This is a genomic window from Streptomyces javensis (assembly GCF_039525925.1).
In the GTDB taxonomy this organism is placed as follows: Bacteria; Actinomycetota; Actinomycetes; order Streptomycetales; family Streptomycetaceae; genus Streptomyces; species Streptomyces asiaticus.
This window is the reverse complement of sequence record NZ_BAAAIF010000018.1, coordinates 58,962-76,061: the sequence shown is the minus strand read 5'-3', so window position 1 is coordinate 76,061 and position 17,100 is coordinate 58,962. Positions and strand designations below refer to the sequence as shown.

The 17,100-nt window shown below is 68.4% G+C and carries 18 protein-coding genes; 13 read left to right on the top strand and 5 right to left on the bottom strand.

Translation table 11 applies throughout. The annotated features are described in order from the left end of the window. Nucleotides 1-12 precede the first annotated feature (12 nt). The 8 genes from ABD329_RS18600 to ABD329_RS18565 all read left to right on the top strand — a co-directional run bounded on the left by ABD329_RS18600 (nt 13) and on the right by ABD329_RS18565 (nt 6,674). The gene (locus ABD329_RS18600; RefSeq protein WP_198279634.1) at nt 13-942 is read left to right on the top strand and encodes a hypothetical protein; all 930 of its coding nucleotides are present in this window, start codon (nt 13-15) and stop codon (nt 940-942) included. A 2-nt stretch (nt 943-944) separates the two neighbouring features. After that, complete coding sequence (locus ABD329_RS18595) at nt 945-2,033, top strand: hypothetical protein (RefSeq protein WP_198279635.1); 1,089 nt, start codon at nt 945-947, stop codon at nt 2,031-2,033. 6 nt (nt 2,034-2,039) lie between these two features. Next, nucleotides 2,040-3,575, top strand: a complete 1,536-nt coding sequence (locus ABD329_RS18590; RefSeq protein WP_344316656.1) for a hypothetical protein — start codon at nt 2,040-2,042, stop codon at nt 3,573-3,575. Nucleotides 3,576-3,758: 183 nt separating this feature from the next. Beyond that, a complete protein-coding gene (locus tag ABD329_RS18585) occupies nt 3,759-4,052 on the top strand; it encodes a hypothetical protein (RefSeq protein ID WP_198274890.1) in 294 nt (97 codons plus the stop codon). Between the two features lie 15 nt (nt 4,053-4,067). Beyond that, nucleotides 4,068-5,258, top strand: coding sequence for a peptidoglycan-binding protein LysM (locus tag ABD329_RS18580; protein WP_246618101.1), 1,191 nt, complete (start codon nt 4,068-4,070; stop codon nt 5,256-5,258). A 39-nt stretch (nt 5,259-5,297) separates the two neighbouring features. After that, nucleotides 5,298-5,564, top strand: a complete 267-nt coding sequence (locus ABD329_RS18575; RefSeq protein WP_198274891.1) for a hypothetical protein — start codon at nt 5,298-5,300, stop codon at nt 5,562-5,564. A gap of 20 nt (nt 5,565-5,584) precedes the next feature. After that, entirely contained in the window at nt 5,585-5,830 is a 246-nt protein-coding gene (locus tag ABD329_RS18570) for a hypothetical protein (protein WP_198274892.1), read from the top strand. Between the two features lie 88 nt (nt 5,831-5,918). Next, entirely contained in the window at nt 5,919-6,674 is a 756-nt protein-coding gene (locus ABD329_RS18565) for a poly-gamma-glutamate hydrolase family protein (RefSeq protein WP_344316655.1), read from the top strand. Here the strand turns inward: ABD329_RS18565 and ABD329_RS18560 are convergent. Continuing rightward, nucleotides 6,640-7,317: a GntR family transcriptional regulator gene (locus ABD329_RS18560; RefSeq protein ID WP_198274894.1), complete on the bottom strand. Its 678-nt coding sequence runs from the start codon at nt 7,315-7,317 to the stop codon at nt 6,640-6,642. The genes ABD329_RS18565 and ABD329_RS18560 overlap by 35 nt on opposite strands. 1,151 nt (nt 7,318-8,468) lie before the next feature. On the opposite strand from ABD329_RS18560, the gene ABD329_RS18555 reads away from it, so the two are divergent. Together ABD329_RS18555 and ABD329_RS18550 are read left to right on the top strand one after the other, a co-directional pair. Beyond that, entirely contained in the window at nt 8,469-9,440 is a 972-nt protein-coding gene (locus ABD329_RS18555; RefSeq protein WP_281404581.1) for a pentapeptide repeat-containing protein, read from the top strand. Between the two features lie 125 nt (nt 9,441-9,565). Then, complete coding sequence (locus ABD329_RS18550; protein WP_198274896.1) at nt 9,566-10,135, top strand: hypothetical protein; 570 nt, start codon at nt 9,566-9,568, stop codon at nt 10,133-10,135. A 55-nt stretch (nt 10,136-10,190) separates the two neighbouring features. Here ABD329_RS18550 and ABD329_RS18545 read toward each other — a convergent pair whose 3' ends face one another. Then, the gene (locus tag ABD329_RS18545; RefSeq protein ID WP_198274897.1) at nt 10,191-11,090 is read right to left on the bottom strand and encodes a plasmid pRiA4b ORF-3 family protein; all 900 of its coding nucleotides are present in this window, start codon (nt 11,088-11,090) and stop codon (nt 10,191-10,193) included. Nucleotides 11,091-11,448: 358 nt separating this feature from the next. Between ABD329_RS18545 and ABD329_RS18540 the strand changes: the two genes are divergently transcribed. Further along, on the top strand, nt 11,449-12,183 hold the full coding sequence (locus tag ABD329_RS18540; RefSeq protein WP_198274898.1) for a hypothetical protein: 735 nt from the start codon (nt 11,449-11,451) through the stop codon (nt 12,181-12,183). Beyond that, a complete protein-coding gene (locus ABD329_RS18535) occupies nt 12,180-13,055 on the top strand; it encodes a hypothetical protein (RefSeq protein ID WP_198274899.1) in 876 nt (291 codons plus the stop codon). Before ABD329_RS18540 ends, ABD329_RS18535 begins: the two co-directional genes overlap by 4 nt. Nucleotides 13,056-13,059: 4 nt before the next feature. Here ABD329_RS18535 and ABD329_RS18530 read toward each other — a convergent pair whose 3' ends face one another. Beyond that, nucleotides 13,060-13,740 (bottom strand): hypothetical protein, encoded by a 681-nt coding sequence (locus ABD329_RS18530; RefSeq protein ID WP_198274900.1) that lies wholly within the window; start codon nt 13,738-13,740, stop codon nt 13,060-13,062. Between the two features lie 353 nt (nt 13,741-14,093). Between ABD329_RS18530 and ABD329_RS18525 the strand changes: the two genes are divergently transcribed. After that, on the top strand, nt 14,094-14,561 hold the full coding sequence (locus ABD329_RS18525) for an SPDY domain-containing protein (protein WP_198274901.1): 468 nt from the start codon (nt 14,094-14,096) through the stop codon (nt 14,559-14,561). Between the two features lie 91 nt (nt 14,562-14,652). Here the strand turns inward: ABD329_RS18525 and ABD329_RS18520 are convergent, their stop codons facing one another. Together ABD329_RS18520 and ABD329_RS18515 are read right to left on the bottom strand one after the other, a co-directional pair. Further along, a complete protein-coding gene (locus tag ABD329_RS18520) occupies nt 14,653-15,249 on the bottom strand; it encodes a hypothetical protein (protein ID WP_246618103.1) in 597 nt (198 codons plus the stop codon). A 121-nt stretch (nt 15,250-15,370) separates the two neighbouring features. Then, complete coding sequence (locus ABD329_RS18515; protein ID WP_198274902.1) at nt 15,371-16,750, bottom strand: NsdA family TPR-like regulatory protein; 1,380 nt, start codon at nt 16,748-16,750, stop codon at nt 15,371-15,373. Between the last annotated feature and the right edge of the window lie 350 nt (nt 16,751-17,100).

Sequence of the window (17,100 nt, the reverse complement as noted above, 5' to 3'; positions counted from 1 at the left end):
GAGGAGTCGCTCGTGACGCTGATCAACCCGCCCCTGCTCACCCACGGCGGCACCCATGAAGCCCGCGCGTTCCGCATGATGGTCCGCGACCTCTCCCACAACTCCCAGGGCATCACCGAGGGCGACGACCTGAAAGTGCGCCAGTCGGCCACCCCGGACGCCGCTGTGCGGGTGGCCGACGGCTCGGCCGTCATCCGCGGCGCCACCTGGGGACAGGGCTCATACACCCAGTACAACGTGGGCTACGCCACCGTGCCGATCGCTCCCACCGGAGCGACCGCCCGCTCGGACCTGCTGTGCCTGCGCGTCGAAGACCCCGAGTACGAGGGCACCCGGGACCCGGAGAAGGACGCGATCGGCTACTTCCATGTGGTCAGCAACGTGCCGGCCACTACCACAGAGGTGCCGGCCGGCATGACCGGCGTTCCGCTCGCTCGCCTCGACATCCCCGCGAACACCTCGGTCATCACCGATTCGATGATCAAAGACGTGCGGCACATCGCGAACCCGCGCCGCGACCGCAAGCTGTACACCGCGTTTCCCTCCTCCCTGAGCACCCTGACGTACTCTGACAACAAATGGCACACCTGGCCGACCGCCGCCAAATGGACCATCCCGGTACCCACCTGGGCCACCAGCGCCAAGCTCGTCACGACCATCGCCGGACTGCGCCTGACCCGCGCCGACGTGTTCGCAGCGATGCAAAACGTCTTCGGCAGCGTGCAAGGCCAGAACACCGCCGTTGACGACGACCAGGGCAGCCAGACCCGCCGCAACACCGTGGTGCTCGCCGACAGCCTCTCCATCCCCGCCTCCATGCGCGGCACCACCCAGACCCTGTATCTGCAGACATACATGTACAAGATCGAGACCGGCGACCTCAGCGTCGACGGAGGCACGTCCCTGATCGCCGACATCGAGTTCTCCGAGGGCGCGGTGTAGACGTGCCCATGTACCGCTACCGCAGCTGGCACGCGCTGACCGGAGAGCTGCTCGCCACCGACCTGCCGCTGTCACAGGTCGAGTTCGGGTCCGCCCGGAATGCCGCCGGCGACTTCTCCGGCCGTCTGGAGCCGCGCTTCGCCCACCTGCTGCCCGCCCAGCTCGACCCGGGCAACACAGCGCTGACCGCCGAACGCGACGACACGCTCCTATGGGGCGGTCTGCTGTGGCGCGCCGAACCGGAGGGCGCCGCCTACCCGATCGAAGCATCCGGCTGGGGCAGCTACCTGCACCGCCGCCACGATGTGCACGGCAACCTCGCCGGCCGAGGCCCCTACGCCAATGCCGATCCGTGCACGGTGATCCGTGACGTATGGGCCTACGCCCAAACCCAGCCCGACGGCGACCTGGGTGTCAGGGTCGATACCACCACCAGCACCGTCAAGGCCGGCAACACCAAGGAGCCCTACAGCATCGACTGGTGGGACGCTCCCGTGCTCGGCGACGTCGTCGACGACATGACCCAGCTCGAGGGCGGCCCGGAGTGGACCGAGGCCACGGACTGGTCCGTCGGCCGACCGGCCGGGCGGATCCGCCTGGGCTGGCCCCGCCTGGGCACCCGCCGCACCGACCTGTCGTTCACCTCCGGAATCAACGTCGGCACCACCGTGCCGGTCACCTACGACGCCGACACCTACGCCCAGGTCGTCATCGCCCTCGGCGCCGGCGAGGGCCGCAACCGCCGTCGCGCCATCGAAGCCGTCCGCAACGGCCGCCTCCGTCTGGAGCACGTCCTGGAGGTGCCCGCAGAGAAGGGCAACGACCGGCTCGCCGCCCGGGCCCGCACCGAACGCACCGCACGCCAGATCCTCGGCGAAGTCACCGAGATCCAGATCATCGACCACCCCGCCGCCCCAGTCGGTGCCTGGCAGGTAGGTGACGACGTCCGGGTCTCTCTGCACGACCAGTGGTCCGACTTCGACGGCTGGTGCCGCATCACCGGCTGGACGCTGCGCCCCCCACAGGGCCAAGAACCCGAGCGCATCACCCTCACCCTCGCCCGCGCCGACCGCTACTACTACGGAAGCTGACCCCTCATGGCGAACGACCTGACGAAACTGGCGGCCCGCATCGCAAACCTCGAGCGCCGACTCACCCAGCAGACCCGCACCTCCCGCCTGGCGTACTCCTCCCTCGAGGACGGCGCAGTCGAGGTCTACGACGCCGACGGCAGCCTGCGCGCGATCGTCGGGCAGCAGCCCGACGGCACCACCGGGATCAACGTCGTCAACGGACCGACCCCGCCCACCCCCACCGCTCCCTTCGTCGAATCCGCCCTCGCCGCCCTGACCATCACCTGGGACGGCGGCTTCGCCGACGCCGACTACGCCCCCCTGGACTGGATGCGATGTGAGGTCCACATCGGCCTGGCCCCGGATTTCACACCAGACCAAGCCACGCTGCGCGACACCATCGAGTCGCCGCAGGGCGGCACCGTCACCGTGCCGGTGCCCTACAGCACCCACTTCGTCCGCCTCCGCACCCGCACCACCTCCGGTGTCGCTGGCGCCGCCACCAGCACGGTGGTCGGCAGCCCCCGTAAAGCCGCGACCACGGACATCTCCGCCGGCGCCGTCACCGCCGACCTCATCGCCGCCGACGCCATCGCGGGCAAGAACATCACCGGCGGCACGATCACGGGCAGCACCATACAGACAGCCTCGTCCGGCCAGCGCATCGTCCTGAACTACGTCACCAACACCATCACGGTCTACAACGCCAACGACGACGTCGTCGCCCAAGTCGTCCCGGAAGGGAACTACGGCGGCGGAGGCTTCTGGTCCAGGGGCTTCCAGTCCCCCGTGAACATCTACTCACAGCTCGCCAACGGAAAACTGATCTTCAACACCATCGACGGCGCAGCCATCACAGACGGCGGCCTGTCCTTCACCCTCGCCCCCTCAAGCAAAGCCGCACAACTCGTCATCGATTCCGGAAGCGCCACACAGGCCAACCCACCCGCCACCATCCGGCTGAACGCCAAGTCCAACAGCCTCGCCCGGCCCACCGTGACCATCAGCGACAACGGGTCCGGCCCGTGCGACCTCCAGGTCACCGGGAAAGTCACCGCGAACGGCATCGGCACGCCCCTGGTCGCCCGCGCCACCAGCGACCGCTCCCGCACCTCAACCGGGCTCACCGACGACCCAGAACTCCGGTTCACCGTCTCACCGAGCACCACCTATCTCCTCACCGGCTGGATCAAGTACAGCGCAGGAACCGACGGCGACATCGTCCTCGACTGGACCATCCCATCCGGAGCACTCGGCGAATGGGCCGGCCACGGCCCCGGCGTCACCCTGATCAGCACGAACGACGGCCCAGGAACGCTGATCGCTGACACCGCCAGCACCCGCGGCTACCTGCTCCGCGCAGAAAGCAACGACATCTCCCAGGCACGCACCTTCGGCGGCACGGGTGATGCCCAGCCCTACAGCGTGTTCATCATGGGCATCCTGCGGGTCCAAGGAACCGGCGGCCTCTACGCCCTGCAGTGGGCCCAAGGGTCCTCAAGCACGGTGGAAACCACCGTCTTCGCCGACTCCTGGCTCCGCCTCGAACCCGTGCCCTGACGCCCAACCCAACGCGGGGAGCCCTACCCACGGCACACCTCTATCATTGATCACGGAACCAGCGCGCGACCCTCCGCCCGCCTCCGGCCGTCACCACGGTCCGCACCACGCCCCGAGGGATCCCCAGCACAGCAACGACGGGGACAGCCCAACCCAGGGCGCGGGGGAGAAGCGGACCAACTGGTGCCCACCTCACACGGCGTACTGACCCGCCGACACCACCTTCATCCGGCGCGCAGCCGCCACCAGGTGCTCGACGCCCGCTCGCTCGCGGACCGCCACCGCCACGGCACCCGCACGCTCCGGCCGCTGGCCTGGAAGCCCCCGAACTCACCAGCGAGGTCCCCGACGTCGCTCTGGCGGACGCTACCCAAGCCTGGTCGCGCTCCTGGAGCGACGACGGCGATCACCCGACTGCGTCTGCCCACCTCCCTCGAGCTGCGCCAGCAGATCGACGTGATCCATCTCCACGCCTGACGAGGAGCCCGCCACATGCCCGGCTACCACGCCGCGATTGTCCGTCCTGACCAGTCCGTCACCTACTGCGGCACTGTCGACGAGGACCACGTCGCCGAAGCCCGCGCCATCGCAGACCTCGCCCACACGCCGCGCTTCACCGCCGACCACCCGAGCCACCCGGGCTCGCTGTTCGTCGTGCGCGAAGACGGCGACCTCGACTGGTACCAGCCGACCGACGCCACCCCGGCCAAGGTCCACGCCCCCGAGCCCTTCCTCCGCACGAACACCGGCGACACCGAGGCGCTGCAGCGCGGCGCGGCTCGCGGAACTGTGTGGATCTCCGGCGCGATCCGCCTGGGCAACGGTGTCATCGGCGGCGCCATGGACACCCCCGGCAACCCGCCGCGAGTCGTCCACCACACGACCGAGTCCCCGGCTGGCGGCAAGTACCTCGAGTCGGTCGGCTCGTACCTCATCCGCGTTGCCTCGGAACCGCAGCTCATCTACTGCCCCGTCACCGACAGGGTTGGGCAGTTCGGACCGCTGAACCAGAGCGGCCGGGCACTGCGCAACGACGGCTCGAGGCGGACCAACCGGGAAGGCCGCGTCTGCATCCAGATCGAGGTCCTCGGCTACGCCAAGAGCCCCTGGACCAACGGCTGGGACCCGGCGAAGAAGCCGGGCTGGCAGAAGATCCTGGCGGCCTGCCGATCGTGGGGCGTGCCGGACACTTGGCCGGCCGGGCCGCCAGCGAAGTACCCGGGGGTGGACAAGGCGCGCTCGCGCAGCGTCTGGCAGTCCAAGGGCGGCCACTTCTCGCACGGCGACGTCCCGGGCAACGACCACAAGGACCCAGGAGCGATCAGCACGGTCAAGGTCCTGTACAAGAAGACCGCCCCGGCCGATCCGAAACCGACCCCGGCCAAGCCGAAGGTCAGCGTCTCCCACCTGGCTGCCGCCGCCCGCGCGGACGTCCCCGCGGCGGACGGCCACACCACCTACAAGACGGAAGTCAAGGTCGTTGAGAACGCCCTCGTCGCCGAGGGCCTGCTCGCGGCCAAGTACGCCGACGGCTCCTTCGGCAGCAAGACGGTCACCGCATACGCCGCCTGGCAGCGCAGCAAGGCCGGCGGCTCCTACACCGGCAAGGACGCCGACGGCATCCCGGGCCTGACCAGCCTCAAGCGCCTGGCCGCACGCCATAGCTTCACGGCCGTCGCCTGACCGCGACCACCCCACCCACCATCTCTGGAGGTACCACCCATGGTTCTGACCCGCGGCACCAAGGCCCTCGCCGACATCGCCGAGCGCGCAGTCCTGACCTACGTCGAGGCGTTCCTCGGCCTGCTGCTCGCAGCCGGCACCACCGACCTGGTCAACCTCTCCACCCTGCAGTCCGCCGCCGTCGCCGCCATCCCGGCCGCCCTGACCATTCTCAAGGGCGCCATCGGCACCGTCCTCGGCCGCACCGGCACCGCATCCTGGCTGCCGGCCACCACCGACCCGGCAGCCACCACCACCCACCCCTGACCCACTGAGGAGACGAGCCGATGCCCGGCGAAGAGGTCGCCCTTGAACTGGCCGAAGTTCGCCGCGTCCTCGAAGTCGGGCTGGCTCGCATCCATGGCCAGCTCGCACTCCTGGGCCAACGATCCGACCAGACGGACGCCGCTATGAAGGAACTCGAAGAGCGGGTCGCCGCACTCGAACGCAACCGCTGGCCCTTGCCCGCCCTCAGCGCCCTGATCGCCCTCGGCGGCCTGGTCGTGGCGATCTGGACCGCCCTCGGCCGATAACCACACCCCACCGCGAAGAAGAGAACGTGCGCCTCCGCCACGCCGCAGTACCCCTCGCCGCTGCCGAAGGCACGAAGGAGAACCTCAAGTGCAGCAACGCCTGGACCCACAGGGCCGACTGATGACGACCGGCCTGTACACCTCGTACGCCGACCTGGCCCGTCACCAGATTGAGGGAGTGGACTACCAGCGCACCTGGCGCTCTTCGCAGTGCTCCAGCCTGCTCCATCTCGCCATCCACGGCGGCGGCATCGAGCCGGGTACCTCGGAGCTGTCGTCGGCCGCGGCTGGCACTATCAACGACCTGTATGTCTTAGAAGCCCTCAAGCCCGCGGGCAACGGCAACCTGCACATCACCGCCACTCGCTTCGACGAACCACAGGCTCTCGCCCTGGTCTCAGCCGCCAGCCACGTCATCTCCTGGCACGGCGCGGCCGGGACCGACCCAGCCACCTACGTCGGCGGCCTGGACTATGCCCTGCGCGACCGTATCGCCCTGGCCCTCGTTCAGGCCGGGTTCACTGTCCAGCTGGCCGCCGACGACCTCGACGGCAACGACCCGGCGAACATTGCCAACCGGAGCAGCCGGAACATGGGCGTGCAGCTGGAACTGACCACCGCCCAGCGGCAGGCGTTCTTCGCCGGCGGAGACCTGTCGCGACCCAACCGGGTCAACACCACCGCCGCCTTCACAACCTACGTCCAGGCGGTACAGCATGCCGTCACACAGGCCCTGGTGACGGCCGGGAAGGGGAAAGCAGCGGAACTACCTGTGCAGTTCGCTCCAATGCTCCCTGCTCCCGGCCATGTCAGTTCTGGCCCTGCTGCTGGTAGACGACGGTGAACCGATCGGCGAGGACCACCGTCTCCACCACCCGCAGCGTCCGCCCGCTCTCGCTGCGCTCGGTCCGCGTCACCACAGTGACCAGATGACCGGCAACACCCTCCAAGGCTCGCCCCTCAGAGTCGGTGGCTGGGCGGGCCGACAGCTCGTCTTCCCACAGCGGCGCAGCCGTCCTGAGATCAGCGACCTTGGCCACGTGCGTGGTCACCAGCTGTATGGGGGCACCGTCATGCCGGAAGATCTGCCGCAGCCGCACCACCTTCCGACCGGGCTTGATGCCTAGCCGCCGAGCTACCTCGGCCGGCGCTGCCACCTTTCCGGCTTCCTCTACGACCTCCGGAAACAGAGCGCCCTCGTCCTCCTCGGGCCGGAACGGCGGCTGGCCCGGGCCCGTTCCGTTGCGAAGCAGCCGCTTCGGTATCGGCCGATCCCGCACGTAGGTGCCGTCGCCAGCGCGCGGCTGTAGCAGCCCTTCGGCCACCAGGACCTTGCGCGCTTCCAGAATGACCGTATCGGAGACGCCGAACTGCTCCTGCAGCTCGGACAGGCTCCCGATTCGGTCACCGGGCTTGAGCGTGCCGTCCTTGATCTGTTCCCTCAGCGTGTCGGCGACACGCCGGTAAGCCGTCGTGGCCCTGGGCACAGGTCTCCTCGTTCCTCGTTGTACGGGCATGCCGTTGGTCTGTGGAGGATGGGCGCGGACCCCGGACACGGTGCGCCCAACCTCCACAGACCAACGGCATGCGTGCAGCAGCCAAGCTGTCTGCCCAGACATGCGGTGTGTCCGACCGTGATGTCTCCATAATCATGGCATGGCATCTGTGCCGGTCACGGGAAGTCCCGCCGCAGGCAGGTACCCCTGCCGCGGCGCGCCGGACCGTGGACGGCCGCCAGGGGGAGCTGACGCATGTCCGGGTCCGTCGGTCGGCGAATCCCCCGACGACGAAGCGGTTCACGACGCCTCCTTGCCGAATGTGCCGCGGAAAGGGGGCGCCAGAGACGACAGCTGGCCGCTCCGGGCGCCGGCGTCAGGCGGACTGCCGGGTCATCTGGCGTTTCAGTACCGGGCCGCTCGCGCGCTACGGACCACAATCCGGTCGCTGAGCAGGGGCCGTTCCCGGTTCGAGCGCCTGTGCCTCGTGATGCTTCTCTCGTACTCCGCTCCAGCGAGCCCCAACTGCGGCCCGGCGTGGTTGCTGGAATTTACGCACACATGCGTCCTAATCTGTGCGAAGGGGAAGCCGGGTCCCTCTATCACTGTGTCCCACACCAAGCCGTTCGAAGCGGTCGCAGCGGAGCCCCCACAAGCCTGAAGTTGCGTGGAGGCTGTCCGAAGGAGTAGCTGGTGGAGTGGTGGCAAGCAGCTCAGTGGGGGGCCGTTGGGGCCGCTCTGGGAGAGCTTACGGACTTTGTCCGGGTGCTGAAGGACAAAGGCAACCTGCCGTGGAAACTCCAAAACGGACCTGCGTGCGGGATCTATCTACTGATGGTTCTCTGTCGGACCGCGCTCGGTTTCGGCGTGGCTGCCGCACTGGGCTCATGGGGCGATATTTCAGGCGGACTTGGAGCAGGCGTAGCCGGCATCGGAGCACCGAAGATCATCGATAGCCTCCGCAGCCAGGCGGTCGCCCCTACTGAGGTTCCCATGCCCGTGCCGGTAGGAGAGACGGAGCGGTGATTCAAGTCAGCCCCGCGTTCGCCCAGTTCTGGGCGCTTTTCACACGAGCCCATCCAATCTTCTCAGTCACCCCCGCCCCGCGTGAGGCGAGCTGGAGGGCGCGTTTCTGGGCACTCATGACACGGACAGATCCTGTTTTCCTGTCGTCGGCCCACGCATGTCGGCCCTTGCCCGTTGACTTGATTCGCGAAGACCTGTCTGGTCGGGATCTGCGCGGCAGGGAACTGTCCCGCGTCATGCTGGCTGACACCGACCTCAGCGGAGCGGACCTAAGTGATGCCAGCCTGATCGGCGCCAATCTGGTTCGCGCTGACTTGACCGATGCTCGTTTGACTGGCGCTCGTCTGGCCGAGGCGGACATGAGCGGCATCCGCCTAGCCAGCGGCGACCTGACCAGCGGGAGCTTGGTTGGTGTCCGTCTGACCACGGCGAAGATAACTCACGCCGACCTGGACAAGGCCGACCTGACCGGCGCCGATCTGCGAGGCGCCGACCTCAGCGATGGTAGGGGCAATGCCATTCTGACCAATGCCGACCTCAGCGGGGCCACCCTCACCGACGTTGGCTTTCATGACGCCGACCTGATTGGCGCCAATCTGACTCGCGCCGACCTGACTCGCGCAGGCCTGACGCGAGCACGCCTGACCGACGCCAACTTGGCTGGAGCCACTTTGGTTGAGGCCGACCTCAGCGAAGCCATTCTGCCTCGTGCCGACTTGAGCAGCGCAAATCTGAGGCGTGCCCGCCTCATCAGCGTGGATCTGACCCGGGCGGTCCTGACCGACACCGACCTCAGCGAGGCTACCCTGACGCTCGCGCGATTCAGCGGCTCCGCTGTGAACGGAGCCATCATGGTTCGCGCTGACCTGACCCGGGCAGTCCTGACCGACACAGACCTCAGGGGTGCCACTCTGACTGACGCCAACCTGACCTGGGCCCTGTGGTCACTGGAAACGCAGTGGCCAGCCAAGTTGTACACCGACATCCGTCGCCGCTCCGAGGAGATCAGCCCTGGGGTGTTCCGTATCCGGGGTGCCGCTGGCCGTGACCGTGCACCTGTTCTGCGATCTCCAGTTCCAGTGAGCTGATGGCAGAGCGTCCGGCATTATCCGCGCCCGAGACGGCACCCCGAACGTGGTCCGTCCACGGGCACCGCAGTCCGTGTTCGTTCCAGCCTGTTCGCGGGTAACGCGTACCCGCCACAATCGCGGCCATGTCTGACTGGATGCCCTCGTGGAGCACTTCGCCCGCGTTGATCTCGATCGCGACGTCCTTGCTCACCTTGATAGTCGCTGGACGGTACATCTCACCCCTGCTCGAAGTCCGCAACCGGCGCTTCCAGACGAAGATGAAGGTCCGCGAGACGTTTCAGGGCGACATGCTCACCCTCCTCTCCGTCACGACCCGGCTGCTCGCAACGCCGGTGCCCCCGGAGGCGACTAGCACAGTCCGCACGGCGCTGTGGGAAGAGCGCGCTCGGTGGCGTGCGAAGGTCGACCAGACGACCAAGGACCTCGCCGACAATGCCGGACAGCTCGCTTTCGCGTATGGCGGAGCGCGGATCCCCGAGCTGGCGGTGCGGTACTCAGGCACCACTCGCATGGTTTGGATCTCGGACCGGGACGAGGACGCCAAGCTGCACGGGCTGAAGGCCATCACCCAGCACTGCCATGCGCTGCTCTTCGACAGCCCCCTGCACACCCTCCAGCGGACCCGGTCCTGGCGGGAGCTGGAACGGCTTCTGGACGAGCTGGAAACGCCGGATGTCCCGAACGGCGAATGAGCTACCCCGCTGTACCGATGTCCCTGATCAAGGCTCTACGGGGCCGGTCAACTCGTCAGTCGGTGCACCGAAGGGCTTTGAGGACCAGGGGGCGGGACATCGCTCCGCGAACGCGCTCGGCGAGTTCGTTGGCGCTGGCGCCGGTCTTTGCCTGTTCGGCCCGCAATGCGACGCCGAGCAGGGCGCGGGCTTTGTCGACCTTGTCGAGTGCGTCCAGGACGAAGTCGACCGCGTCGGGGATGGTGGGTGGCGGCTCGGTGGTCAACGCCTTGACCGCTTCGGCGGCAGGCTCGGACTTCTCTGAGTCCTCTTCCCGCCCGATCTGGGGGTGGTCAACGGGTTGACCGGCCGTGGCGGGTGTGCCGGGGTATCGGTGGCTGGAGAGGTCGAGAACCTCCCGCTGCCACGGCGCGGGTTCGGGGTAGCCGACGGACGTCGGATCGGCCAGGGCGCGGTTGATCTCGTCGCGGTCGAATGCCGCGGGGTTGTAGTTGTGCCGGCCCCACTCGCGCAGTTCGCGGTAGCGGGGTCCTTTGCGGGCCCGGACCGCTCGCAGGGTGCGTTCGTAACCAAGCGGGCCGCCGCAGTCCTCGGGCGGGCAAGCCCGGCGGCCGGCGCTGCACCGCGGATAGTGGGTGTTCGCGGCGGGGCGGTGGATCTTCTCCACGGTGATGTGGTGGATCCAGTGGTCGCCGAAGTCATACACGTACCCTGCGCCGCTGCCCACCTCGGGCAGCATCTGGGCGACGGTGTGCGCAGAGGGCTCGCGCCCGCTGTGCCCGTAGGTCTCCCACTGGGCGCTGAACTCGTACAGGTGGACATCGTCCCAGCCCATGGCAACTTGGATGACGGCGTGCAGCCCGGACAGTGGGGTTTGCGAGTAGAGGTGGATCCGCCGCCACACGACCGGCTCGATGTCCGGCATTGATACTCGCAGTTGGTGCACCGTCTCCACGGGGACAACCGTATCGACTGAGGTCTGCGCACCGGTCGGTCGATGAGGGCAGACGCCGGGGGGCTGTAAGTGTGTCCGACCCCCGTGTATCAAAATAACAGCAAGCAGCCGAAAGCCCAGATCAGACGCTCGGCTCGGGTATCGGGCGCTGGTCCCGGGGCTCGAGGGGCGCATTGTCCGTATCGAAACGTCACGTACAACTCGGTTCGACACGAGCCGAAACGATGGCAGCTGGGGGGCGGGGGGTCGGTGATCGCTAGCTTCTTGCTGTTATTTAGTGACACGAGGGTCGGACACACTTCATACTTCGGAACGAGGAGACCCGCGAGTCGCCGCAGAACGGCTGGCAAGGAGAGACGTGTCGAAGCTGACCCTCGTGGAACTCAGCGCCATGCCCCGCAAGCCCCACGGCTGCCCGGCGGAAGTCGAACGCAGCTGGGCCCGCCTGGTGGCCACGCACAAGTCCGTCTCCGGGCTCTTCGTCACGCTCAACGAGCTACGCGCCGCCCAGGACGACATGCGCGGCGCCGTCTCCGAAACCCACCGCGACCAGGCCCGGGCCGCCATCGTCTTCACCGCGGCCGGTATCGACGCCTGCCTGCGCACCCTGCTCCGCGACTCGCTGCACACGCTGCTGCTCACCGCCGGCGCCGCGCACGGTGCGTTCGTCAGCCACTTCATGGCCAACCGCCTCACCGGTGACCTGACCGCGGCCACGAAGAAGGCGGTGGTCGACATCGACCCCCGCTCCGCACTGATCGACCTGTACGTCGGCGATCTGACCGGCGCGAGCATCCAGGGCGCCGCCGACCTCGTCCGCTGCCGCAACGCCCTGGGCCTGAAGAACGAGCCCGCCCTCGATGACGCGATACTCACCGGGCACCAGCCGTTCTTCAACGCCCGCCACGAGGTGGTCCACGAACTCGACCTCGTCGACCCCTCGGGCAAGGGCACCCGCGGACGCCGGCACCGCGACCTCGCGGCCGTCGGCGCACAGTGCGACGGCACCCTGCAGCTGATGCACGCCTTCATCGCACCCACCGCCCGCGCGGTCAAGCAAGCCCGCCGCGAGATGGGATGGAGCACCCCATGACCACCGTCCCCAGCCGTGCCGCCACCGCCGTGAACCAGTTCGTCGCCACGCTCAAGGCAGACTCCACCCGCCGCCAGCGCCGCGCCTTCCTCGACGAGTACGTAGGGTGGCTCGCCGCCGTACGCCAGTGCGGCCCCAGCCAGATCGACACCGAGAACGTGCTCGACGAGGAGACCGCGCTCGCCTGGCTCGCCGCCGCCGGCCGGGGCGCCACCCGGCGCCGCCCCGGCCTCCAGGGCCCGAACACCCAGGCCGCGGTCAATTCTCAGGCGGCACGCACCAGCGCGATCAACGCCTTCTCCCGCTTCTGCGGCCATCCGCTCGAGCTGAAGCCCCCAGCGCCGGAGTTCGCCGACCGTCTCACCCCTACCGAGGCGCACCGCACGCTGCGCCTGCTCGCCGGCCATCAACCCGCCGGGATGCTCACCGCCACCTGGGAGCGCTCGGTCGCCGTCGTCGCCCTGGCGGTGTGCTCCGGCTCCGGCATGTCCGCGCTACACCCGATGCGCCTGGAGGACCTCGAGCTGGAGCGGGCACTGCCGCGCGCCCGCGTCGATGGCGAGTGGTACCCGCTGGACGCCGTCAGCCGCGGGGTCCTCGCCCGATGGCGCGCCACCCACCAGGCACTGACCGCCGGAGACCTGAAGGTCCTGCAGGGCGGCAACGTCGCCGAGCTGTGGGTGACCACCGCGCCCAGCCGCCCCCGCAATGGGCAGCCCGCCCCGCCCGCCGGGCTACCCGCGGCCCTGCGGACGCTGGAGGCCGCGCACCGTAAACTCACCGCCACCGCCCTCGGGGCGCCGTTGCTGCTGGAGCAATTCTGCGGGGGCGAGGCCGGGGATATCCGAGTGGAAAGTAGCGGTGGCCGCTGATCACTCAGCACAATGCGCCGGGAGGGTGCTTCACCACGGCCCCGCTCCCCGCGTCCCACACCCAGATAGCTGACTCCCGCCACAGGCGGGGCAGTCCCTTCACCTGTTCGACGCGGGGACTACCGTCCGGGCCTGGCGCCGGTTCGCCCGTCGAACGGTCGATCCACTCGCCCGTCTCGACAGGCGACGGCCGCCAGTTGGGATCGCCCACGAGGATGGCACGCACGCTAGAAATTCGGACGGCGTCTTTCGTCAGGGGCAAGCGCCACTCCCGTTCGTGCATCCACGCTGAATCACTGCCCGTGCGCACCGCCCAGTGTTCAAGCCCCCTCGCCTTGAACCGATCAAATACATCGTCCGGCACATAGGCCACCGCGCCGCCTCCCAGCCCGAGGAGCCCGGCCCGGCCGCTGACGACTCCCCAGGGAGAAAAGCGGCCCATACTGATGAGGTGCTCGAGGTGATCGGGGGGACTCTCCGAGAAGCACACACACGCCCTCGTTGTCCCGAAGGGCGCAAACGCCCGGAGGCGTTCCTCCTTCAGAATGCATTCCAGCCGCTCTTGTGGAGTCATGCGCTGGATATCTTCCGGCACCCAGGTCGGCCGGGACCCGTTCCGGCCGGTGAAGTGGTAAAGATCGTCACTCTGAGCGGGCCCGACGACCCCCAACTCCAGCTTCGCCAAGACTTTCCCCCCTGCTAGCGGTTCCCCTTGAGGAACGGCCTCTACTCATACACCAAATCCGTGGTTCAGGATTGAGAAGCGCGAAAACGGGCTCCGGTCTTGGGGAACAGTGCTACTGGGGTTCGGCCTCCGGCTCCGCCTGCACGTGAAGAGCCCCTGGCTGCCGCGAGGGTGCAGCAGCCAGGGGCTCCGCGTCGTCCAGGGCCTTCGGCTCTAAAGCGGCGCCATTTAGAATTTCGACGCTAATTCTGTCCTTTTCCAAAAGGGGCGTTGCCGTGTTCCGAGGGGCGAGCTATGTTCCTGTCAGCCGAAAACGGCAGGGGGAAATTCCCCCTTTACCGAAAGGAATATACGTGACCGATAAAGTGAGCACGCGGACCGTCTCGGCGCCCCTGGCGGGCGCGGGTGAGACGGGCGAGGTGTGGGAGTTGCTGGCCGCCGCTGGCTGGGCCGAGCACACCGACGCGAACTGCACCACCGAGGCTGTCGCGCCGACCGGGCAGGTCCGCTTGGTGTTCCAGCCCGAGTCGATCGAGTACGCCACTACCGGGGTGTTGTGGAAGGTGGAGGGCGTCGGCTTCCCCATGGCGGACAACCTGGCGGTGCCCGCCCGGCCGCTCACCTGGAAGGCGACGTTCACCGGCGCCGTGCCTGCCGAGCTGATCTGCGCCTTCCTCGGCCGGTTGGTTGACCCGGCTGGTATCGATCGGCCGGTGATCAGCGAGGAGGCACTCACGCAGATGTGCGCAACCCCGGTACCGGAGACGCTGCTCGCCGCCCAGCGGGAGCTGCAGAAGGCAGGGGACGACTCAACTGGCTGACCCTGGCGCCTGGTCCGGCCCCGCAGGTATCGGGGCCGGACCAGGAACGCATGGTAGAGGCCCGGGCCGCCGGGTACCAGCCTGTCGTTGGCTACGGCACGGCGGTGGGCAGGTGGTTCAAGGCTGCGATGAGCTGTTGCACGGTGACGGACCCGCTGTCCGGCAGGCCGGCCACGTCCCAGGCGTCCCGGGCGGCGTCGGTGTCGCCCTCGGCCTCGTTGACCAGGACCTGCTTGGCGCTGGCCTCGGGGACCGGATCGGTGTCTACGCCGAAGTCGACGAGGTGCACGACCATACGGACCTGCATTTTGGCGTTGGAGGCCATGGCCTCGTTGACCCGGTAGACCCGGACGCGGTGGCCTACCAGCGCGCGGGCCTTCTCTACCATCGCCCTGCCGACGTCGGAGTCGCTCCGGTCTGTGCGCAACATCTCGTGTTCGCCGGAGCTGTTGCGTAGGACCAGGACGCCGCGGGTGCTGGACGGCTCGACTCTCACGGACAGCACGGTCGCGGTGAACTGGCGGGCGGCGTCGAGTCGGGCGAGGTCTTGGCCGACGGTGTCACCGAGGACGTAGAGGTCGACCGCCAGGTCGCGGACGCGGTTGGCCCAGGCAGCCTCCTCGCCCGGCGGGCAGGGGCCAGCGGCCTGTGCGGCAGCGATGGTGAGATCGAGATCGCGGGGGTTCACCTCTCCATTCTGAAGGGGCGAACGAGGGCACCGGGTTACGGCCATGCTGTGAGTGGATCTCGCATCGATCCGAGGGTTCCGCGCCGGAGGCGGGTGGCCTTCAGCGACGATCGGCGACGCATCATGCTGCCAGCACGGTCTGGGCTCGGTCCCGGAATTCCCGTGCCGCCGGCACCGTGAAGGCGGAGAGCCGCTCGGCCAGGTCGAGCAGCGGGCCGGTGGTCCGGTGGGAGCTGATGGTCTCCGTCAGGTCCAGCGCCTGGTTCGCCGTGGCGCATGCCTGCTCGACCTGCTGCTGGGTGAGCTGGGCGTCAGCCTGTCGCGACAGGTAGAGGGCGTGCGTGCGGACGCACGGGTGGCTGGTGGCGTAGAGGGTGTGCGCCTGGGCGAACGCGGCGGCGGCGGGGCCGGGCTGGTTCTGGTCTCGGTAGCTGGAGGCGCGGGCGCCGAGCAGCTCGGCCTTGTCGAACCAGTAGGCCCAGTCGGGGTCGTCGTGCCCGGGGGCTCGGGCGAGCAGTTCTTCGGCCCGGTCGAAGTCGGCCCAGCAGCCTCGGTCATCGCCGAGGTGTGCGCGGGCGCGGCCGCGGCGGGAGGTGAGCATGGCTTCGACTCGTGGTGTGGTGCGGCCGCGTACGGCGGCGAGCCCGGTGTCGGCCATGGCTACGGCGTCGCGGAGCCGGCCGGTGTTGTAGGCGGAGACGGCCCAGAAGGCTAGGGCGTTGGCGCCGAGGGCGTCGTCTTCGGCGATCTTTGCCAGGCGGAGTGCGGTCTCGAACGCCTTGTCCGCGCATTGGCCTTTGACGTCGAACAGGGCAGCGGCGCGTTGCCGCGCGAGGTCGCTGGCGGTGGCGTAGAGGCGGGAGCGGTGGGCGGTGCTGTGGGAGTGGTGGAGGATCAGCCGTTTGACCAGGATCAGGGCGCTGGTTGTCTCGGTGAGGAGGGATCCGCCGCCGTCTTCGTCGTCTGTGTGCCTGAGTATCCGGGCCCGTTCTTCGATCCGCGCGACGGCTGCTTCACCGATGCGCTGGCTGGTGATCTGGCCGGCGGCTACGGGGTCGGCGGTCAGCCACGATAACAGCGTGGTGGTGAGTGTGCTGCCGGCGATGAGTGCGATGTCCCTGCGGGTGGCTTCCACGGCGCCCTCTCCTGCGAGGTCGGTGAGTGCTTGGAGTGCTTGGGTGGCGCCGAGCAGTGTCCAGGGAGGCAGTGTGGGCCGCTGGGCGGGGTCTTCGGCGAGCCACTCCGGCCATGGTCGCTCATCTACGGCAGTGAGCGGTATACCGAGTATTACGGCGATCAGGCACTGGGTGGGTAAGTCGGGTGTCCTCCAGCGCTCCCAGTACCAGACGCCGTCGCGTCCTGGGCGGATGGGCCAGCCCCGCTCCTGGCTGAGGTCGCGTAGACGGCGTGCCAGCTCTGCCGGGGTCCACCCGCGTACTTTCAGGGCTTGGGTGAGCAGGTATCCGCGGGGCGTGCCTGTTCGGGTGGTGCGGGGGGTCATGTATGCCTCCGCTGAGTACGCGAATAGGTACTGAGAGTGGCGGGATTGTAGCGTCTGGCCTTCTTCTGGGGGAAGGCGAAGGCTCGTTGCTGTCCGTTGCTCTCAGGCGCACCGGGGAGCAACGGCGGCGAGCCTGTCCGAGGGGCCGTCGGATGGGCGAGCGTATGCGGCAGCCGCCGGGCCGGAGGGTGGATTCTCTTCGGCTGCGTATCTGGGCGGCTGATCTGGCGTTTCGCCTCAACCCTTGATGACCATGCCGGAGGAGACATGGGGTTATTCCCCGATGCCCTGCACATTTGTACCTATGACGTGCGGGGCACACTGCTTGCGACCGGAACGGCGAAGCCGGT

Bases quoted from the DNA above. Each gene is read 5' to 3' on its own strand.
- ABD329_RS18590 (WP_344316656.1), top strand. From the start codon at position 2,040: ATGGCGAACGACCTGACGAAACTGGCGGCCCGCATCGCAAACCTCGAG.
- ABD329_RS18580 (WP_246618101.1), top strand. From the start codon at position 4,068: ATGCCCGGCTACCACGCCGCGATTGTCCGTCCTGACCAGTCCGTCACC.
- ABD329_RS18575 (WP_198274891.1), top strand. From the start codon at position 5,298: ATGGTTCTGACCCGCGGCACCAAGGCCCTCGCCGACATCGCCGAGCGC.
- ABD329_RS18570 (WP_198274892.1), top strand. From the start codon at position 5,585: ATGCCCGGCGAAGAGGTCGCCCTTGAACTGGCCGAAGTTCGCCGCGTC.
- ABD329_RS18555 (WP_281404581.1), top strand. From the start codon at position 8,469: ATGACACGGACAGATCCTGTTTTCCTGTCGTCGGCCCACGCATGTCGG.
- ABD329_RS18550 (WP_198274896.1), top strand. From the start codon at position 9,566: ATGTCTGACTGGATGCCCTCGTGGAGCACTTCGCCCGCGTTGATCTCG.
- ABD329_RS18535 (WP_198274899.1), top strand. From the start codon at position 12,180: ATGACCACCGTCCCCAGCCGTGCCGCCACCGCCGTGAACCAGTTCGTC.
- ABD329_RS18515 (WP_198274902.1), bottom strand. From the start codon at position 16,750: ATGACCCCCCGCACCACCCGAACAGGCACGCCCCGCGGATACCTGCTC.